The organism is Candidatus Gracilibacteria bacterium, from assembly GCA_028687475.1.
Lineage (GTDB): Bacteria > Patescibacteriota > Gracilibacteria > BD1-5 > UBA2023 > STC-74.
Genome location: JAQUAB010000004.1, coordinates 1 through 24218, shown reverse-complemented (window position 1 = coordinate 24218; position 24218 = coordinate 1). Strand labels below are relative to the sequence as shown.

The 24218-nt window shown below is 41.6% G+C and carries 28 protein-coding genes and 7 tRNA genes; 14 read left to right on the top strand and 21 right to left on the bottom strand.

Translation table 25 applies throughout. From position 1 onward, the window contains the following. Positions 1-3: 3 nt before the first annotated feature. Positions 4-459, bottom strand: a complete 456-nt coding sequence (locus PHY14_04305) for a 23S rRNA (pseudouridine(1915)-N(3))-methyltransferase RlmH (protein MDD2694123.1) — start codon at positions 457-459, stop codon at positions 4-6. 117 nt (positions 460-576) lie between these two features. Here PHY14_04305 and PHY14_04300 point away from each other — a divergent pair. The 4 genes from PHY14_04300 (at position 577) to rpmE (ending at position 1395) form a co-directional block, all read left to right on the top strand. Then, positions 577-652, top strand: a tRNA-Thr gene (locus PHY14_04300). An 85-nt stretch (positions 653-737) separates the two neighbouring features. Continuing rightward, positions 738-822, top strand: a tRNA-Tyr gene (locus PHY14_04295). 103 nt (positions 823-925) lie between these two features. After that, positions 926-1010, top strand: a tRNA-Leu gene (locus PHY14_04290). 166 nt (positions 1011-1176) lie between these two features. Further along, positions 1177-1395 (top strand): 50S ribosomal protein L31, encoded by a 219-nt coding sequence (gene rpmE, locus PHY14_04285; GenBank protein ID MDD2694122.1) that lies wholly within the window; start codon positions 1177-1179, stop codon positions 1393-1395. A 99-nt stretch (positions 1396-1494) separates the two neighbouring features. Here the strand turns inward: rpmE and rplT are convergent, their stop codons facing one another. The 6 genes from rplT to PHY14_04255 form a co-directional block, all read right to left on the bottom strand. After that, positions 1495-1839, bottom strand: a complete 345-nt coding sequence (rplT, locus tag PHY14_04280) for a 50S ribosomal protein L20 (GenBank protein ID MDD2694121.1) — start codon at positions 1837-1839, stop codon at positions 1495-1497. Positions 1840-1883: 44 nt separating this feature from the next. Further along, complete coding sequence (locus PHY14_04275; protein ID MDD2694120.1) at positions 1884-2081, bottom strand: 50S ribosomal protein L35; 198 nt, start codon at positions 2079-2081, stop codon at positions 1884-1886. Between the two features lie 24 nt (positions 2082-2105). After that, positions 2106-2642 carry a translation initiation factor IF-3 gene (gene infC, locus PHY14_04270; GenBank protein MDD2694119.1) on the bottom strand — a complete coding sequence of 179 codons (537 nt, stop codon included), beginning with the start codon at positions 2640-2642 and terminating at the stop codon, positions 2106-2108. Positions 2643-2645: 3 nt separating this feature from the next. After that, complete coding sequence (gene rpsT, locus PHY14_04265; protein MDD2694118.1) at positions 2646-2921, bottom strand: 30S ribosomal protein S20; 276 nt, start codon at positions 2919-2921, stop codon at positions 2646-2648. Positions 2922-3106: 185 nt separating this feature from the next. After that, positions 3107-4312: a YidC/Oxa1 family membrane protein insertase gene (locus PHY14_04260; GenBank protein MDD2694117.1), complete on the bottom strand. Its 1206-nt coding sequence runs from the start codon at positions 4310-4312 to the stop codon at positions 3107-3109. A gap of 54 nt (positions 4313-4366) precedes the next feature. After that, positions 4367-4648 (bottom strand): hypothetical protein, encoded by a 282-nt coding sequence (locus tag PHY14_04255; protein MDD2694116.1) that lies wholly within the window; start codon positions 4646-4648, stop codon positions 4367-4369. Positions 4649-4682: 34 nt separating this feature from the next. Between PHY14_04255 and PHY14_04250 the strand changes: the two genes are divergently transcribed. The 3 genes from PHY14_04250 (at position 4683) to PHY14_04240 (ending at position 5723) form a co-directional block, all read left to right on the top strand. Further along, on the top strand, positions 4683-5057 hold the full coding sequence (locus tag PHY14_04250; protein MDD2694115.1) for a hypothetical protein: 375 nt from the start codon (positions 4683-4685) through the stop codon (positions 5055-5057). Between the two features lie 5 nt (positions 5058-5062). Continuing rightward, complete coding sequence (locus PHY14_04245; GenBank protein ID MDD2694114.1) at positions 5063-5605, top strand: hypothetical protein; 543 nt, start codon at positions 5063-5065, stop codon at positions 5603-5605. 40 nt (positions 5606-5645) lie between these two features. Further along, positions 5646-5723, top strand: a tRNA-Cys gene (locus tag PHY14_04240). A gap of 33 nt (positions 5724-5756) precedes the next feature. Here PHY14_04240 and PHY14_04235 read toward each other — a convergent pair. The 4 genes from PHY14_04235 to PHY14_04220 all read right to left on the bottom strand — a co-directional run bounded on the left by PHY14_04235 (position 5757) and on the right by PHY14_04220 (position 12702). Next, complete coding sequence (locus tag PHY14_04235; protein MDD2694113.1) at positions 5757-6713, bottom strand: hypothetical protein; 957 nt, start codon at positions 6711-6713, stop codon at positions 5757-5759. 2 nt (positions 6714-6715) lie between these two features. Further along, entirely contained in the window at positions 6716-9148 is a 2433-nt protein-coding gene (locus PHY14_04230) for a type IV secretory system conjugative DNA transfer family protein (GenBank protein MDD2694112.1), read from the bottom strand. 84 nt (positions 9149-9232) lie between these two features. Further along, positions 9233-10195, bottom strand: coding sequence for a hypothetical protein (locus PHY14_04225; GenBank protein MDD2694111.1), 963 nt, complete (start codon positions 10193-10195; stop codon positions 9233-9235). 53 nt (positions 10196-10248) lie between these two features. Further along, complete coding sequence (locus PHY14_04220; GenBank protein ID MDD2694110.1) at positions 10249-12702, bottom strand: type IV secretion system DNA-binding domain-containing protein; 2454 nt, start codon at positions 12700-12702, stop codon at positions 10249-10251. A gap of 79 nt (positions 12703-12781) precedes the next feature. On the opposite strand from PHY14_04220, the gene PHY14_04215 reads away from it, so the two are divergent. Continuing rightward, positions 12782-13414, top strand: a complete 633-nt coding sequence (locus PHY14_04215) for a SufD family Fe-S cluster assembly protein (GenBank protein ID MDD2694109.1) — start codon at positions 12782-12784, stop codon at positions 13412-13414. 7 nt (positions 13415-13421) lie between these two features. Here the strand turns inward: PHY14_04215 and PHY14_04210 are convergent, their stop codons facing one another. From PHY14_04210 to PHY14_04190, 5 genes are all read right to left on the bottom strand, one after another. Further along, entirely contained in the window at positions 13422-13706 is a 285-nt protein-coding gene (locus PHY14_04210; protein MDD2694108.1) for a (2Fe-2S) ferredoxin domain-containing protein, read from the bottom strand. 30 nt (positions 13707-13736) lie between these two features. Next, positions 13737-14501, bottom strand: a complete 765-nt coding sequence (locus PHY14_04205; GenBank protein ID MDD2694107.1) for an ABC transporter permease — start codon at positions 14499-14501, stop codon at positions 13737-13739. Between the two features lie 5 nt (positions 14502-14506). Continuing rightward, entirely contained in the window at positions 14507-14911 is a 405-nt protein-coding gene (locus PHY14_04200; protein ID MDD2694106.1) for an HIT family protein, read from the bottom strand. Positions 14912-15338: 427 nt separating this feature from the next. Further along, positions 15339-16343 (bottom strand): methionyl-tRNA formyltransferase, encoded by a 1005-nt coding sequence (gene fmt, locus PHY14_04195; GenBank protein ID MDD2694105.1) that lies wholly within the window; start codon positions 16341-16343, stop codon positions 15339-15341. A 6-nt stretch (positions 16344-16349) separates the two neighbouring features. After that, a complete protein-coding gene (locus PHY14_04190; protein ID MDD2694104.1) occupies positions 16350-16811 on the bottom strand; it encodes a DUF5665 domain-containing protein in 462 nt (153 codons plus the stop codon). 107 nt (positions 16812-16918) lie between these two features. Between PHY14_04190 and PHY14_04185 the strand changes: the two genes are divergently transcribed. Together PHY14_04185 and PHY14_04180 are read left to right on the top strand one after the other, a co-directional pair. Beyond that, positions 16919-16992 (top strand) — tRNA-Arg (locus PHY14_04185). A 48-nt stretch (positions 16993-17040) separates the two neighbouring features. Continuing rightward, complete coding sequence (locus tag PHY14_04180) at positions 17041-18339, top strand: hemolysin family protein (GenBank protein ID MDD2694103.1); 1299 nt, start codon at positions 17041-17043, stop codon at positions 18337-18339. Between the two features lie 67 nt (positions 18340-18406). Here PHY14_04180 and PHY14_04175 read toward each other — a convergent pair whose 3' ends face one another. Beyond that, entirely contained in the window at positions 18407-18604 is a 198-nt protein-coding gene (locus PHY14_04175) for a hypothetical protein (protein ID MDD2694102.1), read from the bottom strand. A 243-nt stretch (positions 18605-18847) separates the two neighbouring features. Between PHY14_04175 and PHY14_04170 the strand changes: the two genes are divergently transcribed. Continuing rightward, complete coding sequence (locus tag PHY14_04170; GenBank protein MDD2694101.1) at positions 18848-19309, top strand: hypothetical protein; 462 nt, start codon at positions 18848-18850, stop codon at positions 19307-19309. Positions 19310-19375: 66 nt separating this feature from the next. Here PHY14_04170 and typA read toward each other — a convergent pair whose 3' ends face one another. Further along, complete coding sequence (gene typA / locus PHY14_04165) at positions 19376-21187, bottom strand: translational GTPase TypA (GenBank protein ID MDD2694100.1); 1812 nt, start codon at positions 21185-21187, stop codon at positions 19376-19378. Between the two features lie 156 nt (positions 21188-21343). Between typA and PHY14_04160 the strand changes: the two genes are divergently transcribed. Genes PHY14_04160 through PHY14_04150 form a run of 3 tightly spaced genes read left to right on the top strand, consistent with a single transcriptional unit; the run spans position 21344 to position 23085 of the window. Continuing rightward, positions 21344-21793, top strand: a complete 450-nt coding sequence (locus PHY14_04160; GenBank protein MDD2694099.1) for a hypothetical protein — start codon at positions 21344-21346, stop codon at positions 21791-21793. Between the two features lie 54 nt (positions 21794-21847). Then, on the top strand, positions 21848-22405 hold the full coding sequence (locus PHY14_04155) for a hypothetical protein (protein ID MDD2694098.1): 558 nt from the start codon (positions 21848-21850) through the stop codon (positions 22403-22405). A gap of 14 nt (positions 22406-22419) precedes the next feature. After that, entirely contained in the window at positions 22420-23085 is a 666-nt protein-coding gene (locus tag PHY14_04150; protein MDD2694097.1) for a hypothetical protein, read from the top strand. A gap of 62 nt (positions 23086-23147) precedes the next feature. Here the strand turns inward: PHY14_04150 and PHY14_04145 are convergent. The 3 genes from PHY14_04145 to PHY14_04135 form a co-directional block, all read right to left on the bottom strand. Next, positions 23148-23233, bottom strand: a tRNA-Leu gene (locus PHY14_04145). A 243-nt stretch (positions 23234-23476) separates the two neighbouring features. Then, positions 23477-23561, bottom strand: a tRNA-Leu gene (locus PHY14_04140). 85 nt (positions 23562-23646) lie between these two features. Continuing rightward, on the bottom strand, positions 23647-24218 hold a 572-nt coding region (locus tag PHY14_04135), incomplete at its 5' end, for a gamma-glutamyl-gamma-aminobutyrate hydrolase family protein (protein MDD2694096.1).

Below are 24218 nucleotides of genomic sequence, written 5' to 3'. Positions count from 1 at the left end.
ATATTAAACGTGATGATACCCACTTCCCTTCATAATCTCATGTGCGCGGTAGATTTGCTCTATGAGAACGAGAAGGGCGAGAGAATGCGGCATGACAAAGTCGGAAATCCGAAGCGTCTTGTGAGGAATCTCTGTAAAAAGCTCCAGATCCACGCCGTAGCTTCCACCGATAATGAATATGAAGTTTTCGCTCTGATTTCGTCCATTTTCGAGCATTTCTGCGAAGTCCCGAGTATTCATCCCTTTTCCGCGCTCATCGAGCAATATGACCGTTCCAGAGAGTTTCTGGAGGGATTCCTTGATGATAGCAGTTTCTTTTATCTTGATATATTCTGGATTCGTATGCGAAATGGGCTTGAGAGGCTTGAGATTGATATGTTTCCCGAGGCGTTTTCCATATTCTGATATAGGTTCACCAAAATGCTTGAATCCGTCTGTAACCGCAAGAATCGTTATCATGGCATCATTATAAAAGAGTATCTCAAACGAGTGTATAGATGTCGTTTGTGAATTCAAGAAAAAAAGTTGTAAAATTTTTTGACAAGAACATCATTTTTTATACAATCTCGCTCACGTGCCACCATAGCTCAGTTGGTAGAGCATCGGTTTTGTAAACCGACGGTCATCAGTTCAAGTCTGATTGGTGGCTCCACTTGATAATGAATAACCAAAAACTAATAGATAATAATTAGGAGCGGTAAACTTTTAGTTATTCACTGTTAGTTTTTCGTTTATATGGGTCGGTTCCAGAGCGGTCAAATGGGGAGGACTGTAAATCCTTTGTCTACGACTTCGTAGGTTCGAATCCTACCCGGCCCACCATATAAAAATAAAGAATCCAAGATTCAGAATTCAAGATTCAAGGTATATTGGATTTTCTATTTTGGATCTTGGATTTGTATTTGCCCATCGAAAGATATGATTCGCCCAGGTGATGGAATTGGTAGACATGACGGTCTTAGAAGCCGTTGCCGCGAGGTGTAAGGGTTCAAGTCCCTTCCTGGGCACCAAAAATAAAGAATTAATAATTAAAAATTATAAATTCCAGAAGTTTATAGTTTTGAGTTATTAACTCATGGTTTTCTCCTTCGCCACTAAAAAGCGAGAAAGAGGCATTCGTACCTTTCTGAATTATCAGATTGAGCGATTCGCAATTACTCTTAACCCATTTCTCTTATGAAAACTGGTATTCATCCAGAGTGGAAACAGGTAAAAATTATCTGTTCATGCGGACATACATTCGAAAGCGGAAGCACCATCAAGGGTGACGAAATCCGTGTAGAAACATGTTCTAAATGTCATCCATTCTATACAGGAAAGAAGACACTTCTCAAGACAAGCTCAATGGACAAGTTCTATGCTCGTCAGAAGAAGACTGAGACTCTCCAGAAATAGTTCATTTGTTCCTAAAAAAAGACCGTTGAGGTCTTTTTTTAGTTTGCATCACACAAAAAAACAGAGTAAAAGTTACTCTGTTGAGAAAAATGTATCCAATTATTTCACGAATTCAACGACTTTTGCGAATACTTCAGGATTGCTGATAGCAAGATTGGAGAGAACCTTTCGGTTAAGTCCAACACGCTTTACATACATCGCGTGGATGAATGTAGAGTAGTTCATACCGAGTGGACGAACAGCATTGTTGAGACGAACATTCCAGAGACGGCGGAAATTTCGCTTCTTCGCTTTGCGTCCGATATATGAATTCTGTCCAGCCTTCATAACAGCATTGCGTACGCGAGAGTACACGTTTCCGTTCATACGGCGGTATCCTTTTGCGAGTCTGATCCAGTTCTTGTGTCTTTTGTGTGTCATCACACCACGTTTTACGCGAGTCATACTATATGAGTTATAAGATTATAAAATTGTGAGAGCTTATTGGATTATTTCCCGTATGGAAGAGAAATGCGAGCAGCGAGTTCATTCGTCTCATGAAGTACATGTCCATAAGCGTCACGTCCTTTTGCTTTAGGAGATTTATCCTTGAGAAGATGACGCTTTGCAGTCTTTCCAACGATATATTTTCCAGTTCCAGTGATCTTTACGCGCTTTTTTGCACTTGAGAGAGTTTTGAGTTTCATGATTATGAAAATTAAATTTTAGAGTTATTTCTTTGGATAGAGCATGACGTTGAAGTTGTTTCCTTGTTTGAGGATTTTTGCTGCAACATCTTTTTTGTAGACGTCTTCGAGAGAAGCAATGAATTCGTTGATTCTCGCCATAGCGAGGTCTTCGTATTGATTCTCGCGTCCGCGGAGTTGAAGAATGATTTTCATTGGATGTCCTTCTTTTGCCCAACTTTCTGCTTGCTTTCTTCGGATATCGAGATCATGATCACCTATTTTGTAGGTGAGTTTCATAGTCTTTACTTCCGTCTTCTTTGCTTGGCTCTTGTTCTGTGATTGTTGTTTTTGTTGTTTGAAGAGAAACTTTCCATAATCAATCACTTTCGCCATAACAGTTCCATCCTGGACTCATACTTCTACGAGGTCAAGTTCGAGTTCTTCCGCTTTTTGCAAAGCTTCATCGCGTGACATTTTCCCGAGATTTTCACCCGTTTCTGTTATCACGATAATTTCACGTGCCATTATCGCATCATTAATGCGTTTTTCGTTTTTTTTCTGCGGAAAAGGACGATTCATGGATTATTTAGTCGTTACTGATTTTACGAGCTTGGCAAATGTAGACTTACGGCGAGCTGCAGTGTTTCCATGAATGATATTCTTTTTCTCCAGAGTATCAATGCGTGAATAGACAGCAGAAAGCGCTTCTGTAATCTTCTTTACATCTTTTTTCTCACTTGCGAGAAGTGCTTCGAGCGCTTTAACGGTCTCTTTTGTGAGTTCGTTGTAGCGACGGTTACGAGAACGCTTTTTTTCACTCACCTTGAGTGCTTTCTTTGCGGTTTTTGTGTTCGGCATCGTATATAGATAAAAGCAATATAAAAACCTGGCTTACGCCATGAGTTGCGCGGATTATATAAAAATGAGTCTTGTTGTCAAACAAAAATAGATTTTCTGTTTGAGATTTTTCTTTTCAGTAATTCTTTCTCGAAACAAAGTAAAAGAATCCTTGTCCCAAAAAGGAAAACTCATTCTCTCGAAGATTATTGCGATTTCTTCTTTTTCGAAATCACGTTCACATACCATTGCTGGATGATAACAAATACTGTTCAGATGAACCAGTAGAGTCCAACTCCAAGAGGGAAGAAGTATGAAGTCACTCCAATCATAATAGGGAACATATAGAGCATCATTTTTTGCATAAGTGCTGGATCAAGTGCCATTTCTGGAACTTCTCCTTCTTTCTTTTCGACGATTTCTTGTGATTCTTTCTTCACTGGAGGATTGTAGGCGAAAGAAAGCTTTGCCTGGATCCACTGGATAAGACCGAGAGTTATGGCAAATATGAGACCAATAGTTCCACCGACATGTTGGAGGTTGAGTCCGAGAAATGCAGAGTTGATACTTGTAGGATCGAAATCACTAAAGAAACTGTAGAGGTGATAAAAATTCGACGGATCATTCGCTCCAGAAATAACCCAATAGAGTCCGATGAGGATCGGCATCTGGATAAGGAGAGGGAGACATGAGCCCATAGGATTGACTCCTTCCTTCTTGTAGAGCTCGAGCATTTCGACACCCAGTTTTGCTTGGTCATCTTTGTATTTTTTTTGGAGTTCTTTGATTTTTGGTTGAATTACTTGCAGCTTTTTCTGACTCATGAGCATGTGGTGCTGTGGAACGAGGAGAATCAGGCGGATGATGAGCGTGATGATGATGATTGCTCATCCGAGAGAATGACCAGGAAGAAATGTGATAAGCGCTACAAAAAGATTGTAAATCGGTTCGTAGAAAGTGCTCGAAAGGGCAGAACGAAACATCCCAGGAGTACTCACATTCACATAGACCATTCGGTCGCCGAACGGAGTCTTCGCAGTGATGATATATTTTCCAGAAACTTTCGCGAATACCTTATAGAGTTCATTGAACGGGAGTGTTTTTTTCTGTTCAGGAGCAACATTGACTGCCTGACAAAAATCAGGTGCTGCCGTTGCAATATCACTGAGAGGATTAGAATCAATCGTGATAGAAATATCAGAACACGTGTTCATCGTGATGGATCCAGTGGAATGATTCACGAGTTCGACTTTTGGAATATTTGGAATTGTTACAGATTCTTTATCTACCTGGAGTATCACTCATTGGTTTGCTACAGTATTTTTTGTTGCATCTTTCGGAAAGAAAAAATATTGTACAACCAGTGAAAGAGTGAAAGCGTAGGCAAATATAAGGAGAATGCGAGAATTCATAAGAAAGAGCGAGAAGATCTCGTTGCTAGAAAGTAGAAAGAATCAAAAAGTTTTTTATTCACCAATCATAATGCTCGAAAGGGCAATCTGGTTGCCTGCAATGCGTTGTGGACTACACTTGAGAAGTGATTCTCGTGAGATAGTCGATGCATGAACTATATCTTCCCGAGGAAGAAGACTTCATTTTCCACTTCGAGTGGTATGTTCCGGAAGGTTGAGGTTTCCATTCTTGAGTGTATCGAAAGAGTCGAGAACACTAGAAATATCGAGTTCTCCTTCTCGTGCAATAGCGGTGAGCTTCTGAAGTCTGTTGATTTGAGCTTGTGTGAGTGACATTTTTGAATATAATATGCCAGCATTATAAAGAAAAATGGTTAAAATCAAGGATATCCGAGAAAGACTCACAAAAAATCCGCAAGAATATTTGGAGATCAAGCTTGTTATTGCAAAGCGTACATTGGCTTTCTTTGTACTGGCTTATTATATGACACTTCTCTTTACAATTGCCGGATTCTCCTTTTCCGTATTTGGTTTTTTTGTTTCGCTTGAGTTTCTTTCGAATGTTTCTTTTCATCTCTATTCTGTACTTGTGATTGTCGTTTCCTGGTTTATGTTTTCGCTGATCGAGTACTTCCAGAATATTTATTTTCCGACAAAATCTTGGATAAAATTGATAGGTTTAATTATTGCTTTACTTTTTGGTATTTTCGGAGTTGTAGCCCATATTGGGATTCATATCTTATAGTTCTTATGCGTTTTCTTCTTTTTCTTCTCACATCATTTCTCTTGGCGAGTTGTACACTTCCAGGAACACAATCCGAGGCAACTCAGAATACGACTCTCTATGAAGGGAAAACATTTAGCATTTCTGTACCGAAGACTTGGTCTGGTGCGGCGGAGACAACACTTCCAACTCCGAAAAAATGAACCATCGAACTTGCCTATGTTTCTCCAGATACGAAATATGGCTTCTCGAACAATCTTGTCATTATGAGTAATACATTGGAATCTATCGTTACTTCGAAGAAATACAGCGAGCTCAATCAGATCCAAACAAGTAAAAATTATCTCGAATACACGAAAACAACAGACCGGGATATTACTTTTTCTGACGAAGAAACTTCACGCGTCTATATATTCGAAGCGCGGTACAATGAGAGTTCTCCACGTATGAAGTTCGTCCAAACAGCGCGAGTGTGTGGGACGACTGTATATCTGCTTCACTTTTCTCTTTCTCTCGACAAAGATCCAACACTCTATGTCCCATTGCTCCAGACTTTTGTCTGTAAGTAAACTTGCTTTTTTCTCTATTTCTCTATAATGCCCAGGTCTTGGCGCTATGGCAGAGTGGTCAATTGCAAGGGCCTGCAAAGCTCTACAGTCATCAGTTCGAATCTGATTAGCGCCTCCAATGATATTCTATCCTCTCGCATGAGAGGATTTTTTAGTTGTTATTTGCACTCTGAGCATTATTGGCTTTCTCGAAAAGCTGAGAAACTGCATTGAGGTAGGTGGTGGTATTCTGTCGGAGATCAAGATAATCATCATAAATGATGAGGAACATGATATGAAGCGGATAGGTCCTCTCCATTTCTCTATATGCCACGAGTGCTTTCGGAAGCGTTGAATTGGCACGGGCAATATCGTCGGTGATTTGACGAGCTCGCAGATTCATGTCAGAAGCAGCGCTTTCGATCGTGCTTGGGTTTGACTGGGATTCTCCATTATTTCCGATTTTTTGTTCCAAATTAAGTACATCCGTATAATTACTATTGATGTTTTCTTGGAGATAATCGAGATAATTTCGATAGCTACAGTATTCTGTTGTCGCACTGGATGCGAGCGCGAGACCATAGTCATTGAGTGTCTCAGTTCCCATATTTGCAGCACATCATGTCGGTTTCATTGCTCCAAGTTTCTTGATGTCTGCTTCGAGTTTTCGAGAAATCTCAGATTCTCATACTTTTTTGACCGCTTCGAGCACCTTCTGGGTTTTCTCTATTCTGGAAGCTATAACGGCACAAGAGAAAATCTTGTTCATATTGCTTCGGTACTGATTCCGAGCGATTTCCACCGCTTTGAATCCGGCGAAAGCCCCGATTCTATCCAGCGAAAGCTGAGCTTCGAGTTTTGCCCGTTCCGTTGGATACTTCTCTTTGTTGATAATTTCTGTGATTTTTTTGTTCTGAGCATTTGCTGAGAGTTCGGCATAGTTTTTCACTTCCACACTTCAGACTCATTTATTCGCTTTCCAAGGTTTACTCGAGTTATTGCACGTATTGACCCATTCCTGATAACAAGAATATTCTCGTTTATCGCAACTCGGTCATCATCCTGCTGCTCATATTGAGAGTGGAAGTATTCCAGCGATTCCACAGATGAGAAAAATAGATTTTTTCATAGTTATACAGCACCAATACGATAAATAATTTCTTTCTCGACGAATTCACGTTCACGCCCATACTTGAGGCGAGAGAGTTCACGAAGTGCGTTTCCGGTCACCATATCCGGCATTTCTGCGAATGGATTCGGCGGTGCAATCGAAAAACCAGGAGTCGGCTGACTATCGACTGAGAGTTTCATTGCCGCCTTGAACTTGTCCATATTCACGAAATCCTGATCCGAATACGCTGGAGCAAATTGCTTTGCCATGAACTCTGCATCTTCTGCACCGAGCTTGTAGCTCATCACTGTTCCGACGTTACCGAAAATCGCTCACTTGAGGTTGAGACTGGATTTTGTCAGCGCATCAGATTTCTCGAGCTGTCCGAGATATTGATGGGCGATCACGAGGCCAAGGCGATATTTACGAGCTTCTGAGAGGATGGACTCGATAGAGTCGGTCACATAGTTCTGGAATTCATCGATATAGAGAAAGAAATCTTTGCGTGCTTCTTTTGCCATATTCTGCCGACGCATCGCAGCAATCTGAATCTTCGATACGAGGATAAGACCGAGCAGATTGGAATTGAGATCTCCGATGACTCACTTCGACAATGACACGAGAAGGAGTTTCTCATTGTTCATGATTTCACTGATATCGAAGGCACTTTTTGTTTGTCCGACAATATTGCGCATCATCGTATTGGTGATGAATTGTCCGAATTTCGCCGCGAAATATGGAATGATTTCTCACTTCTCGCGATCCCCCATTTTCGCATAGGTATAATCCCACCATGCCTTCACAACCGCATTTTTCAGAGTCGTACGGCGTTCGCGCTGGAAGTTCTCATCCGTGAAGAGACGGATAAGATCCGTGATAGCACCACCCTGGGGATAGTCCATGAGTGTGAGACATCCATTACGGAAATAATCCTGAATACGTGGTCCGAAAATCTCGTTTCCGAAAAGCTTGATCATGATATTCGTCGAATCGGCGACGACCATTTGTTTCTCATCGTCGTTCGATGCTTCGAGCATATTGAGTCCCATCGGACGTGCGAGGTCTCCCGGATCAAAATAGACAATATCATCAGCACGTTCACGAGGAATATATCCGATAAGTTCCTTGGCAAGGTCTCCATGGGGATCGAGAATCGCGAGTCACTTGCCACTACGAACATCCTGTCGCGCCATCGTCGAGAGAATCGATGATTTACCAGTACCAGTCTGACCGATGACGTAGAAGTGTCGGAATCGGTCTTCATTCTTGATAAAAATCGGTTTTTTCTCGCCACGGAAATCATTGTCTCCGATATAGAGTCCTTCTTTCGGGATATTGGTTGGTGCTTTGATGAGCTTGAATCGCTGCCAGCGAATCTCTGGTTGCTTGTTGTATTTGCTCGAAGGAAAATGAAAAAGTGTCGCGAGTTCTTCACTATTCATCACAGGAGTTGGAGACCACCAAGCAAACTGTCGGAAAATATAATGCCTCACGAGCAGTGAGAGTGATTTTCGTTTTACTGCTTTGAACTTATTGTAGGCTGGAGAAGTGAACTGTGAAAATGCAGAAATAATATTCTGGAGTTCCGCATAAACACTTCCTTCGTCATTTCCAGTTGTTACGATGCGAATAGCGACCGCATATCCTGTTTTCTTCACTTTTTCTTTCATGAGTCCTTCCTCGTCCATCGGTTCCTCATCGGTATTCGAATTCTCTGGGTTTTCGTGTTTCTCGTTCGGATCGTGGGTGAAGAGTTCTATGAGGTTTCCGAGCCATTCGAGCGGATTCCAAGAAAAATGATGTTTTTTGTCTTTCTTTTCCGATTTTCGGATAATTTTCTTAATTTTTTCTTGCCAATCATCATCGACTGGGCGCATCAGAATCTGAACTGCTCATGATTCATTTTCTCCGAGTTTCCCGAGCGCTGAGAGAATCGCATTCATAGAATCACTCTCGAGTTTCTGATACGTTCGTATAGGGAATTGTTGGGGCTTCTTGAGCTTCATGATTTCTCCGCGAACCACTTTTCGTCCCTCGAAAATATTGATTTCTTCGGTTTCTTCGATGAAAGCATCAGGATAAAAACCGAGAATTTGCTTTTCGACAAGGAGTTTTGCTTTTCGTGGAACGACGATATAGAAATAGATTTCTTGTTTGTGCGCGATATATTCGAGAGAAATATATTCTTGTCCGAAAAGCCATCCTGTAATTGTGCTTGAGTAGAGGGACTTGAGACTCGCAAGCAATTGTTCCATGATAGAAATCTGTTCGCGAAAGTCCTTCACGGTTTCCTTTTTTTCGTCTTGGTCACTGTCCTTTCGTGCGATAACAACACGCAAAAAAGTCATCTCCAAAGAGCGTTTGAATGCGATTTTTCTTCTCGTGGAGAGAAATAGGATAATCACGACAAAAACTGTTATGATTGTGATGAAAATACCTTCAGACCAAGTCATAGTGAGAGTATATCTGAAAGGTATATAAAACGCAAAAAAATCATGATTTTGCTCATGATTTTCGAGAAGATTGATAGAGAAATACTATCCTCGCAGAATAAAGAAGCGGAATATGGCATGACTAGCAACCAAGATGAGGAGTCCGATGATAATATAGAGAATAATACGTTTTGCTTTCTTCAATTTCTCTTCGTCGCCACCAGAGATGAAGACGAGCCAACCTGCATAGATGATCAGAATAACACAGACAACCGCAAGAAATGTGTTCAAATAATTAAAAATACTTCCAATAATTCCAATACTCTCACTCAAGTCCTGATCCTTGATAACACAATTGCTCGTCCAGAGAAATTCCGATTCTTTACAGCTGGGACTTCCATAAATCGCAGAAATAAATGCACGGGGAAGCTTGATCAAGAGAAATCCAATAATTGCATAAATAATAATATTTTTTCCTTTCTTCAGTTTCTCTTCATCTCCACCTCCACCAACAATAGTGAAAAATGCATACACCATCATCATGAGAAATCCGAAACCAGCAAGAAGCTGAAGAAAGCTCACAATCGGAGAAAAGATATTCACCCACATTTGCCATCCTAGCATAGAGCCAATAACTGCTCCAGAATCCCGAATCAGGAGCGTATTCCATATAGAGAATGCTATTTGCATGATGAGAAGCCCTACGGAAACCCAGATAATATTTGATCGCCATTTCTTGATACGTTCCTCATCTCATGAGAGAAAAAGGAGTTTAATCACTCCGATAATCAAGAAAATAACAGCCACCAAAACAAAGAAATTCTTGATATTGAAAGCAACTTGGATGAATGAATTCGTAATTGCTTCTCCGCCCGTTCCTCCTGGTGAGAAGAAAAAGTCACTAATAGAATTGGAGCCAATAAAGTCTTCCAGTACCATATTGGTATTTCCAGTTGTACTGATATCGGCAGTATTTCTGAGATTGAGTTCACTTTCTGTCAGGGCCCAAGTACCTGTCGGAAGAATGAGAAATGAAAGAAGAGAAACGAGAAGAATGAGAAATTTCATACGCTTTTTTTATATTACAATGGATTATATAGATTATTCCAGAAAAGCAAAAGTTACACATTCTTGCTCTCATCTGTTCTTTTTTTGGCTTTTTCTTCTCGCATTTTTTCTTTGTAGGCTTCTTGTTCTTTTTTGTACACTTTTTCTTCCTCACTAATCTTTCGAGCGTAGTCGAAGATCTTTTTCTCCACGAAATCTTTTTTCTTGGTGTATTTCTCACGGCTGACCTTCAGGAGCACATCTCGCGACTGTTGTGGAGGGACATCGAATCGTTCTCTGAGAGGTGCATGCGTCGTCGCAGAAAAAACAGGAGATGGCATGCCATCGATGAGAAGCTTGGTATAGATATCGTATTTGGCGAGGTTGGTCAGATCTTGGGGAAGAATCACATCTTCTCCACCGAATACTTCTGCGAAGGTTGTCGCATCGTGGTAGCCGACTTGGAATGAGATGAGCGTTCCCACATTTCCGAAAACCGCACCCTGAACCGTCTCTGCCATTTGGTCGACATATTGGTTCGCCATCGTGAGGGAGAGTTTATACTTTCGTGCTTCAGAGAGAATCGTCGCGAAACTATCCGTCGCAAAGTTCTGGAATTCATCGACATAGAGTCCGAAATCTCGACGTTCTGCTTCGGGAGTATCCGCACGAGTCATGGCTTCAATCTGGAACTTCGTCACCATCATAGCACCGAGAAGGGCACTCGCATCTTCACCAATACGTCACTTCGACAGGTTCACGATAAAAATCTTTCCGTTGTCCATAATCCATCGAAGCGAGAATGGATTTTTCGGTTGACCCAGAATATTGCGGAGAATCGGAGATGAGAGAAATTGTCCCACCTTGTTGAGAATTGGATTAATCGCTTCACTTTGCATCGCAGGACTCATTTTCTCGAATTCTTGGGTCCAGAACTGAACAAGAATCGGATCATCGATTTTGGATACTATTTTTTTCCGATAGGCTTCGTGTGTGAGCATCATCGGAATAGATATCATCGTCGTATCAGGCACGAGGAGAAGCGTGAGTATCGTATTGCGGAGAATATATTCGAGACGTGGTCACCAGCTTTCGGCGAACATCTTCTTGAAAATCGAGACGAGTCCTCCTGCAACAATCGGTCGAAGTTCAGGACGACTATTCTCGAGCATGTTGAACGCAATCGGATATTCCTGATCCGCTGGATCAAAAAGGACAATATCGTTGGTTCGAGATTTTGGAATATTCGCGAGAATCGTCTCAGCGAGATCTCCGTGTGGATCAATCACTGCTACACCACGACCGTTCAGGATATCAGTATAGATCATGTTTTCGAGAAGGGTCGATTTTCCCATTCCGGTCTTTCCGATGATATAGACATGACGTGCACGATCAACAGGCTTAATCCCAAATTCCTGATTATCACCACGAAAATTCGCAACTCCGATTGGAGTATTCGGATATTCTTCCTTCGGAAGATTGTGCGGTGGTTCGAACTTTCTCGTTGTTACCCAATTCACTCCAGGAGTTTTCACATAGAGTGTCGGAAGATGAACAATGCCAGCAAGTTCTGTCGTATTGAGAATCTGGGTTGTATGTCCGAGTGATATTCGGATTTTTCCATATTCGGTGTTGCCCTGTTTTTTGGTGACGAAATGGTTTCATTTCGGATCCGCGAAGATATTCATGCTGCTTCCGAGTTCTTTGAGGATGAGATCATCATTAATAGGATCCGCAATGTTTTTGAAGATATGCACAGCGGTACGAAAACCGAAAGCATCCGTTTTTGACGAAGCTTCTTTGTCGTGGTGATTTTTTTCCGTTCATTCGTGTTCCTTATGCTCTTCTGCGCGTGGAAGAAGAAATCCGAAAAAGAGTGAGAGCATCTTGAATGGCAAGAAAATCCAACCAATATATCCCCACATCGAGAGGAGTGGAAGCTTCATGAAGTTAGGAATGTATTTCGAAGTGAGGAGTGCTTTCTTGGATTCTGTGCGCCAGAGATGATCATGGACGGGTGCAAAATCAATAATAAAACCACCGATTTCGTTCTTTGGAATTTTCACAAGCGCGCTCGTGAGACTCGAAAGCGGATCGATAGAATCTTTCTCTGTTCGGTCTTTCAGGTTCACATAGAGCTTGATAGTATCGAGATCGTGATGATGCAGCACGAGCGATCGACGTTGAACAGAAAGTGTCGATTCGACAGGAATACTACATTCAGTAACTTCTATATCAGGATAGTGTGCATAGAGTTGGGATATGAGAAAGGCGGAATATTCTTTTTGTGTCGAAAAATAAAACCGTATTTGTCCATTGTGAGCAAGAATCTGGAATCGGAAAGAGGCATGATTTCCTCTTTTCCAGAATTGCCACCATGGAGCACGATGAGAGATACTGTGATGGAGTGTCGAGAGCATTTCTCTGGCAACAAAAGCTCCCTTCTCATTCGCACGGTCAACAGTGACTTCGTAGGTGATGTATGGACTTTTCGCATTCATGAGGTCAATATTAACAGAAAACACCATAAAATACAAGAAAATCGTACTTGCCATTTTCTCGAAAAATGTCTTGTTCTTTCCAGAGCTTTCCCTATACTTCTTCTCTATGTATAGCGAATCTATAACCACATCTCCGATGATTATCTCAGAGGATACTATTCTCCGCGATAATGGAAAGCTCGAAAACCTCGAAATTACCGTTCGCTCGGGTGTGAAGTTGCAGTACCTTCTCCTTCCGTCAGAAGCTACTCAGAATACTCGAACTTTCCATATTCAGTCTGATGCGACGTTTATGGGGGCGGGAGTATATTATCACTCAGATATGGTTCAAAAATTGTCCGTTATTCTCGATGGGAAAAATATATCTGCTGACCTGAAGCTTCTCACACTTCTTCGAGACAATGCTCGTATTTCTGTCGATGGAATCGGACGAGTGGAAAATGGTTCTGAGGATATCCATCTGAGAGTCGATCAGACGAATATTTTGCTCTGAAAAAATATATCAGTTCGCGGGCGTCCAGTTCTCGAAATAGAGACGGATAGTATCGAATGATGACATAGTAACCGAACCCATCGTATTTCGGGAGAAGCGCTTTTTTATCTCCAGTCGCATGGAATCGATGCCTCGACCGCAGAAGGGCTTCTCCTCTCGGCTGAGATACGTCGGCATGTCGGAGTGCTGGGTGAGCGATGAGAAGAAATCGCAGAGCAGTTACAGACATTGATCGTACAAAAATAGACAAGGATTATACCTTGTCTTTATTGTTTGCTCGCAACTTTCTCCGAGCTTCTTCGACTTTTTTTCTGAGAATTTCTGAAGCTTTGATCGGATTCTGTCCGACCTGAATATCATTCCCGAATACTACTGTTGGTCATTCTTTGCATCGACCTTGGCACATACAGGTTTCGATTTCGACATCATCTTCGTATTTGTAGAAATCTTTGTCTCCTTCGAGGCGTTTCTGTATGAATTCTGAATATCGTTCGCTGCATGCGCGACCCGTGCAGACTTTTACCGTGATAAGAGACATAATTATTGTTTACTAAAAGATAGATTCCTACTAGGCATTATCGAATGATCGTCGAGAAAATATAAGAGCACTCAAGCAGAGAATCGTGATCACATACAGAACACTGACACCGTATCCGAGAAACCAATTCGAAAGAATGATTGGTGCATCGGTGGCTACATAGTTTTTCAGATTGAGGGCTTCAAGATTGGGGAATATTGTGAGAATCGCTTTCCCAAAATAGGCCATCATCGTATTTCCCTGATGAATCGCATAGTCGAGCATCGTGTAGCCACTATGTCCGATAATATAGGTCGCAATCGTGAGAAACATCGCAATCATTGGTGATACGAAAGTCGAGAAAAAAAGAATGAGCGCGAGAAGAGAAAACAACTTCAGGATAATTCCAAGGATTGCCGCGAACATGAGCGGATCGATCGCAATATTACGCATCATGAGCATACCGATGAGGACTAATGTCTGGAATGCGACCATGAGGAGCATGACGACAGAGAAGCCGAGGAATTTCCCGAGAATAATCTGTGATCTTCCGATAGGCTTCGAGAGCATGAGATAGATAGTGCGTCATTCGATCTCACGAGCAATCATGCCTCCTCCGAGAAAAAGAATAACCGCAAGTCCAGTCAACTCGATAAAAGAAAGCCCAAAATCATAGAGAATCCGACGAATCTCTCCGAGAGCGAGCGTCTCGAGCGTGAATGAGATGAGGATAAAAATCACACCAAGAAAAAGAATGAGCGAGAAAAATTTATTTCTCACGAGTTCGCGAATGGTATTGAGAGCGATAGTGAACATATGGATTATTGATGATTGATATTGAGTTCAGAAAGAATTTTCTCTTGCATTGTCTTGAGCTCTTCCATGTCTGCTTGAGGCTTTCCTGTGAAGTTCACATCGGAAAGCGTGTTCGTCGGAACAAGATGATAATGACAATGAGGAATCTCATAACCCACAAAAAGTGTACATATTCTCACACATCCTGTTGCTTTCTGAATTGCTGGAGAGAGTTTCTTGGCGGCGAGAAATATTGCGGAATAGTATGGTTCTGGCACATCTGCAAAGTGATCAATTTCTATCTTCGGAACAATCAGTGTATGCCCAGGTGTTTGTGGGAAAATATCGAGAAACGCATAGACAAACTCATCTTCATAAATCTTAAAAGATGGAATTTCTCAGGCGATGATTTTGGAGAAGAGGGTGGACATAATTTTGATTAACACATTCTTGATACGCTTTGAATAACTCCTTGAACAATAGGATTTGTGGAAAGGAAGTTTATGATAGTTTCTTTGAAATGAGATGGTGCATCTATCATCTCGAGAGAGGACTTGGAATAAAGTCTACTTTCATAATTGTTACAAAGTTATTCATATAAATTTCTGGTTCCCATTCATAAAATCTCTCTTCTAATCCCATCCTGCTACAGTTCTAATCTTGTCCCATCAGTTTCCAATTAGTTCTCATACCTTTAGAGATATTACTCCAACAAGAGCTCAAGTAGCAGGAACAAGTTCCGCTCATCATGGTCAAAGATTTAGGGCATATACGGTTCCCGCTCACAGAGCAAATCCTACTCATCAAGCCAAAACATATTTAGTAGCCGATGACTCATCCTGAGTCTTCATATTAAGATTACTCATGAGATAAAAAGTTATAAGATAAGAGGTTTTTGTTCCCATTCACAAAATCTCGAATATTCTGAGATTTTTTTCATTCTAATTTTACTTGTTCGAGTGTCAAGAGTCATTCTCCACAAACAATTCCGATTTCCCCTGTTTCGAGTTTTATGACTTTTCCATGAGTTTCGTCATTCTGAGGCTTTGCCGAAGAATCCAGTTGTTCCTGTGTATTCCTGGATCCTTCGTTTCACTCAGGATGACGGAGTAGTGATACTTTTTCCAATAACAATCTCTTTCCTTCATACATGGTATAAATTCCTGGCCATGGTGTATAGGCTTGCCATTTGTGGTATATTTCTGTCGCTGATTGATTCCAGTCTATGAGTCCATCTTCTTTCTCGATTTTGGTACAATAGGTCGCGAGACTGGTATCTTGGGGAACCAGATTCAAGATTCAAGATTCAAGATTCAAGATTGCTTCAATGAGTGTTTTTCCACTGATTTCTGCGAATTTCTGAAAGAGTGTCTCAGAAGTCTCATCTTCCGCTATCTGTATTTTCTCGACAAAAATCATATCGCCTTCATCCATCCCTTCGCTCATCTGCATGATGGTCACGCCCGTTTCTTTTTCTCCATGGAGAAGAGCAGACTGGATCGGTGAAGCACCACGGTATTTCGGGAGGATAGAGCCGTGCACGTTGATACACATTTTCTTCGGGATTGCGAGAAGCTCTACGGGAAGGATTTTCCCATAGGCAACCACGACGAAATAATCACAATCGTATCCGCGAATCACATCGAGAAATTCTGTATTGTTGCGGACTTTTTCTGGTGTAAAAACAGGAATATTTTCCTTCAGTGCCAGTTCCTTCACGGGTGTTGGTCTCATGATTTGTTCTCGTCCGAATGGCTTATCTGGATTGCTGACCACAAAAGCGACCTCAATATTTTCGTGGGAAATGAGGTCTTCGAGTACACGAGCCGCGAGATACGGAGTTCAGAAAAATCAGATACGCATAGGGAATTATTTGGTGTTATTGCTTCTCAATTCTCTCGCATTCTGTTCCGCCAAAGTGGCGTCGATAGATTCCAATGTCGATTCCATACGTTCGAAATTCGCACGATAATTGTTCGCTTCGGTATATTTATTGAATTCTGTTTGTACTTTTTCGACATAGGGTTCCAGTTGTTTCCCGATGAGTGGGAGATCGATAATCGTCGCGAGAATCCAACCGATAAGAGCAATCACGATAGTTGCACCGACGAGCGCGCCGAATCCGCGAGCCACACCAGCGATGAAGTTGGGCCAGAGCATCTTCCATGGAGATCGAATATATTCTATGAATTCCTGAATTCCTGCCGATTCGATCGCATCAATGAGTCCTTCCACTTGCTCGATCTGGGAGGGAGAAAGAGCTTCGATAGATTTTTCTTTTTTCGCAGACATTTTTTTTATCTGGGTTTTTTCGGTGACAGATTTTTCCATAAGAAAACAAAAGTAATAATGCGATGATTGTATCGGAATATGAGAAAATGGCAAAATGAAAGCGTTTGCAAATCAAGGGAAAATCCATATATTGTTGTCTCAGGTTTGTCCCCGTAGTTAAGTGGAATAACAAGGCACTCCTAAGGCTTAGTCACAAGTTCGATTCTTGTCGGGGGCACCAGAAGTATGATATACATCAATCTTCATTTATTTATAATCTTTATTTTCCGTGGATCCTTTATCGATAATTATTTTTGGTTTTCTGATTCTTCTATCCGCTTTCTTTTCTGGAACAGAGATTGCACTTATGACACTGTCGAAACATGCTATCCAGTCTCTTGTTCGAGAAAAAAGATTCGGTGCCCAATCACTCGAAAAAATAAAATGAGATACAGATAAATTGTTAATCACGATTCTTATCGGAAATAATATTGTGAACACAGGTGCTGCAGCACTCGCTACAGTGATGAGTGTTTCGATCGCGAAAGAAATGAATCTTCCAGATGAATATGGTGTCTTTATCGCTACAGCTGTTGTGACTATTCTTCTTTTGCTTTTCGGAGAAATCACACCAAAAACACTCTGTTCCCGATATAATACTTCTATTAGTCTTGCGGTTGCTCCAATATATGTGGTTCTTTTGAAGATATTTCTCCCGATCTCATTCTTCATCAATATAATAGTAAAGTGAGTCGCCAAGATATTCGGAGGAGATTCCTATACAAAACGCATTAGTTATGCTGAAGTGGAAGCGTTTATCGATATGTCTCATGAAGAAGGTGAAGTGGAAGCGGATGAACGTCGTCAGATAAAAAATCTTCTTTCTCTTTCTGATACTACGGCGAATTCTGTGATGACTCCTCGTGTTCAGGTGGAATTTCTCGATCTGGATATGACGGTGGATCAGGCGTGTGAAATATTCATGAATTCTTCCCATTCTCGTTTGCCTGTTTGTGGTGAGACGACGGATGATGTGGATTATGTGATTACATTTCGAGAAGCATTCAAGCTCCAACGTGAATGACATGGGAAGAGCTATCTTGAGCATCTTGATCTGGAGAAAATCATGAAAGTTCCACTCACTCAACCACTCGATGATCTCTTCGAAAAATTCCAGAAATCTCGTCGTCATATTGCACTCGTGCTCGATGAACACGGAGGAACAGCGGGTGTTGTCACGATGGAAGATGTTCTCGAAGAAATTTTCGGTGATATCAAGGATGAGAAAGATAAAGAAGAAATCTATCTCAGAAAGATGAAGAATGGAAAAATCGAAGCAGTGGGAACAGTCCTTATCGATGATATTCTTGAAGAATATGATATTGCGTCGGAAGATTATGGAATTCCTGATAAATACATCGGCGAACCGATTTCTTATGTGATGATGGCAGAAACGGAAGAACTTCCTCATGTAGATGCAGAGATTCGGTTCTCAGGTAATATCGGCGAACTCGTGCTGAAGGTGCTCTCAGTAGATGATAATGTCATCGGAAAAGTCGAATGTGAAAGAAAAAATCGGGACGAATAAGAATGATAGTCTAAAAAACCTCCAGAATTCTGGAGGTTTTTCGTATACGAATTGTGTACAAAAAGGATTATGCCTTCTTCGAAAGAGTACGGTAATACTCACGGATAATAGCCTTCTCACGGATCTTGCGGTGTGAGAGTGAGCGAGAGTGATTCTGTTCACCTTTGAGCTTGTTCGCAGTGCGAGTCTGGAAGAATGCCTTCTTATAGCGCATAAGGAGCTTTTCGCTTGATTCACTTTCTTTTCGAATAGAGTAGCAGATCATAGGGTTATGAGGAAAGAATAATAAAATTTCTGGGCGGATTCTATGGGAAACGGGAATAAAGTCAAATTTTTGTTATCAGAATAATTAGGATGTTCAGATTGCCACAGAAAAAGAAAAGTGGACAAAATATAAGGAATGATATAATAACCCACAATTGATAGGTTATTTGTTGATTATTATGGAATCTATTCTAAACTTATTCTCCTAAATATGCGGAAGCTTTGAACCATGTTTTTGGAGTTCATGACCATCCTTATTATTATTGGTAGTCTTATATGAGTCTTGTATCCTTTGATGAAGGGATATTTCAGAGTTGCCCATGATACTGATCGTTTTGTGTGAGCAAAGACAATCAATGCAGTAATCAAAGCATACTACACAGATCATGAAAGTTACCCAATTTTTCCACCTGAACTTCTGGATGAATCATGATTCACTCATGGATGTAGTAATTATTCGACGGGATTCACTTGGGATCAGACAATCACACCCATCATGATACAATATACTGGAAAATCTCCCACGGATAGAATAGGAGAATGGCCACTGTGCTATATGTACAAAAATGGTGCTTATCCAAATTGTTTGGGATCTGTATGATATGCACTTATTTTTGGAACAGAATGAGTTCGTTCCGATCTAAAAAAATATAGTGTTCAGTGAGATGATCCATCGGTGCATCGGTACTGTCTGACGGATGAATAAAAAACTACGAATCTTCATCGAATAATCCCCTCCGTATTTCTACAAAGGGGATTATTTTGAGGTATATTATCTAGACCCGTTCTTCTTTCGCTCAGTTTCTGTGAGCCATTTCTTACGAAGACGGAGAGATTTTGGAGTGACTTCTACGAGTTCATCGTCACCGATATAATCGAGACAGTCTTCGAGAGTCATCTGGCGGATTGGAGTGAGACGGATTGCTTCGTCAGTTCCAGATGCACGCATATTCGTGAGCTGCTTGTTCTTCGTCGCATTAACTACGAGATCACCACCCTTCAAGTGTTCACCGATGATCATACCTTCATAGAGTTCTGTTGTTGGTTCGATGAGGATTGGTCCGCGTTCTTCGAGATTCCAGAGTGAGTATGCCATGGCAGTACCTGCATTTCCAGAGATCATAGAACCGACATCACGTTTCTCGATCGCACCCTTGTATTCCTCATAGTGGTCGAATGAAGAGTAGATGATACCTTCACCCTTGGTCTCGATGACGAAGCGAGAGCGGAATCAGAGAAGTCCACGAGTTGGAACTTCGAATTCCATATTCGTGATACCGTTTACGGTGTTCATGTTCTTACAGATACCCTTGCGCTTTCCGAGCATTTCGAAGATAGTTCCAGAACGATCTTCTGGTACCCACATCACGACGTTTTCGATTGGTTCATGTTTCTTGCCATTCACTTCGTGGAAGATAACCTGAGGACATCCTACCTGGAGTTCGAATCCTTCACGACGCATAGTCTCGACGAGCACAGAGAGGTGGAGCTCTCCACGACCTGATACCTTGTATGAGTTTCCATCAGAACCATCGAAATCAATCTTCAGTCCTACGTTCATTTCCATTTCTTTCTCGAGACGCTCGCGAATCTGACGAGAAGTCACGAATTTTCCTTCCTTTCCGGCGAATGGAGAATCATTCACGAGGAATTCCATAGTCAGAGTTGGCTCATCGACAGTGATAGCTGGCATAGCTTCAGTGTTGGCATCAGTCGAAACTGTCTCACCTACGTAGATATCTGGGATACCAGCGATAGTGATGATGTCTCCTGCTTCTCCTTCGTTCACTTCGATTTTCTTGAGACCGAGAGATGTGTAGATTTTGCTGATTTTTCCTGTTCGGCGAGCCCCATCGTTCCCGATGATCGTTACCGTCTGTCCGACCTTTGCCTTTCCTTCATAGACGCGTCCGACACCCATACGTCCGACGTAGTTGTCGTAGGCGAGATTCGCGATCTGCATCTTGAATGGTTTTTCGACATCGTTCGCAGCTTCTGCGACTTGTTCGAGAATTGTATCAAAAAGAGGGTGAATATTCTTGCGTTCGTCAGTCATGTTGCGAATCGCGATACCTTCGCGGGCAATCGCATAGACGATACGTCCGTCAGTGATATCGAGCTGTTCGTCAGTGGCACCGAGCTGGATGAAGAGGTCAAAAAGCATATCCACAACTGCTTCTGGTTGAGCGGTCGGCTTGTCGATCTTGTTGATGACAACGATTGGCTTGAGACCGAGTTCGAGCGCCTTCTTGAGCACGAATTTCGTCTGAGGCATCGGACCTTCGTAGGCATCCACGACGAGACATACAGAGTCCACCATACGGAGGACACGTTCTACTTCAGAACCGAAGTCAGCATGCCCTGGAGTGTCCACGATATTGATCTTCACATCGTTGTACATGACAGCAGTATTCTTGGCATAGATCGTGATACCACGCTCACGTTCTTGGTCGTTGGAATCCATGATCGTTGTTCCGACTTCTTCATTTTCGCGGAATGTTCCAGATTGCTTCAGAAGTGCATCTACAAGGGTCGTCTTACCATGGTCAACGTGGGCGATAATCGCAATATTACGGTATTTCATGAGGAAATAATTATAAAATACTCCCATCTTCTGGGAAATCGTGCGTGAGTATACCGAAAAATCAGGAAAAGCAAGGCGAAAAAGAAAATAAATTGACGAGTTAGAAAAATAATGAAAAATATTTGACTTAATAAGAAATTTGGAATAATGCATTCTATGCAATCAACAGAAAATTTCTATATCTCGGATGAGGTATTTCTTCAAGCTCAAGAAGAGGGTGCGAACTATATTCGTGCTCTTGATGCTCTCATGAATGATATGCGTTCCATAGGTCCGAATTCAAAAATCGATAAACATCTATTGAGATTCTATCATATTTATGCGAAGCTTTATCCAAGAGTTATGCTTGTTCTCGCATGATTTACGGATTTTGATGATGAAGAAAATGCTAAAAACTTTATGGATTATCGTGATAGCTTTTTAGTGGATATAAGAAAGCTCTTGAAGATGGTAGCACTTATTCGATCTACAAAATGGTCTGCACATATTCTGGCTGCATATAAATGAAAGGAATGGTGCCAAGATGTGTACACTATGGCAGATGATATTTTTGCCGATTGGAAAATTGGGGAAGCTAATCGACTGTGTTTTGCTCCAGACGATTAGATTTGCCCTTTCTCCCAAAATCTGCTACCATAGACAAGTAATCAAATACCTTCTATGCCACGCGAAATCGAACGACAATACATCGTGAATACGAGTCATCCTGATTGGGAAAAACTCCGAGCATCACTTCCATCGAAGAAAATCGTCCAAGCGACGATTCATCGAGGTGAGGGAAATAAGCTCCGTGTTCGACTCATCGAAGATTTGAAAGCAGGTTCCAAGTCAGCAGCATTCACTTTCAAGGTGAATGTGAAAACGAAGAAAGATCAACCGAATATGCGCGATGAATATGAATGGGAGGTTCCGTATCGTGTTGCCCTTTTTATCATGATAGGACACGCGGATGTCGTGAAGATTCGCTATGAATATCGTCATACTGATGGGAAAATCTGGGAATTCGACGAATACCAATGAGCCAATGAATGAATCGTTCTCGCAGATATCGAGCTCAAAAGTCTCGATGAGAAAATCGAGCTTCCTGAATTGCTCGGACAAGAAGTGACGAAAAATAAAAAAATCACCAATAATTCTTTCTCTCAGCATCCATATGCAAACTGGTCGAGCGAAGAGAAAAAATGGTATGAGACGCTGAAAAATAGAGAACAAAAGTAAATTCTTGTAGTAATATGTTATCAAAGATACGTATTTCATCTTTAGGAAAACCTATTGCATCGTGATGGGATAGTCGGGTATTTCATATTCCGTGATGAGAGGGCACAAGTCTTATAAAAGCGTATTATGGACTTTCCGTCTCCGAGATTCAAGAATATCACCGTATACATGCTCAGTATGCAGAAAAGTGAGAAATAGTTGTTCCTGTAGATCTAGACCTTCAGGAGCTTTGAAGAAAAAGAAATTTCCAGTTTACGTTTCTCTGATCGGAGATTCGAGGAGTTGCCATGCATGTTCTCTGACTTGATCCCAAAGATGTTGCTGAGAATAAAGAATGATATGTTCTCGCTAGGGTTCCTTATGTGCGATGATCTAATCTGCTCTCATATTGGAATCAAGAATTACTAAAAAAGGGTGAAGAAGCAGGTATATATTTGGTAGAAAAGATGGTACATACAGGACTTCAGAATATGTGACTTGTTTTCCAGAAAAGAGAACGTGGTACGTGAAATCTTATTCAAGAATGACATACTATTGGAAGGGAAAATATTATGATCGAATGAACTACCGCTCCTGGTATAATAAAGGCAACAGTAACAGATATTGGAATGAGTGTGAGGCATGCTGTAAATGTGGAAAGATATAATGAATCATACCAACAGAATTATATGTGGAAATAGAAAGAACTGTACTACTCTGGAAAAATAAAAAACCATTCTGACGAATGATTTTTGATTTTTCATGGTGCCCAGGACGGGGCTCGAACCCGTACTCCCGAACGGGAAGAGGATTTTAAGTCCTCCGTGTCTACCATTCCACCACCCGGGCAAATAATTGAGAATGTTATTGATTTTTATATTTTCCGTGTACCCCTCTCATATGTCGCACCAACTTCGTTGGATGCTCGCATTCGGGGGTATGGCTCCAATGTGTCGTCCATTGCATGGACTCGCATTTCCGCACATCTACCATTCCACCACCCGGGCAAATTTATCAATGTATAGGAAGTATAGAAATATTTCCTCTTTTGCAAGAAAAAACTTCAGAAAATCTGAAGTTTTGTTTTTCTTTTGGTGCCCAGGATGAGACTTGAACTCACAAGCACTGAGTGCATACGCGTCTGAGACGTACGTGTCTACCATTCCACCACCTGGGCACAAACTATACCATTCCACCACCTCTCGCGAGTGGAAGCAGTATAGAAAAAAGGGAAACAAAATCAAACTATTTGGCAGATTCTCTTATTTCACCATTGCTTTCACGAATCCCATAAAAAGTGGGTGTGGATGAGTCGGACGAGAAGCGAGTTCTGGATGTGCTTGCGTCGCGATCATATAGGGATGATCCTTGAGTTCGACGATCTCGGCGAGTGTTCCATCGGGACTCGTTGCAGAAACAATAAATCCTGCTTGTTCCATCTGTTCCCGATATGCTGGATTGAACTCGAAACGATGACGGTGACGCTCAGATATCGTGTTGTTCACAGGATCCCCATAATCGTGATACGTCTGCTCAGCGAGTGTTCCATCGCGGATGACACATGGATACGCACCGAGACGCATATTTCCTCATTTTGTGGTGAGACCTTTCTGGTGTTCCATGATATGGATGATATTGTTCTGTCCTTCTGGTGCGAATTCCTCACTATTGGCATCCGAGATTCCGAGCACATTACGGGCGTATTCGATCGCCATGATCTGCGATCCGAGACAGATTCCGAGGTATGGGATTTTTTTCTCACGAGCATACTGTGCCTCGGCGATCATTCCTTCTGTTCCACGATTCCCAAAACCACCAGGAATACAGATTCCAT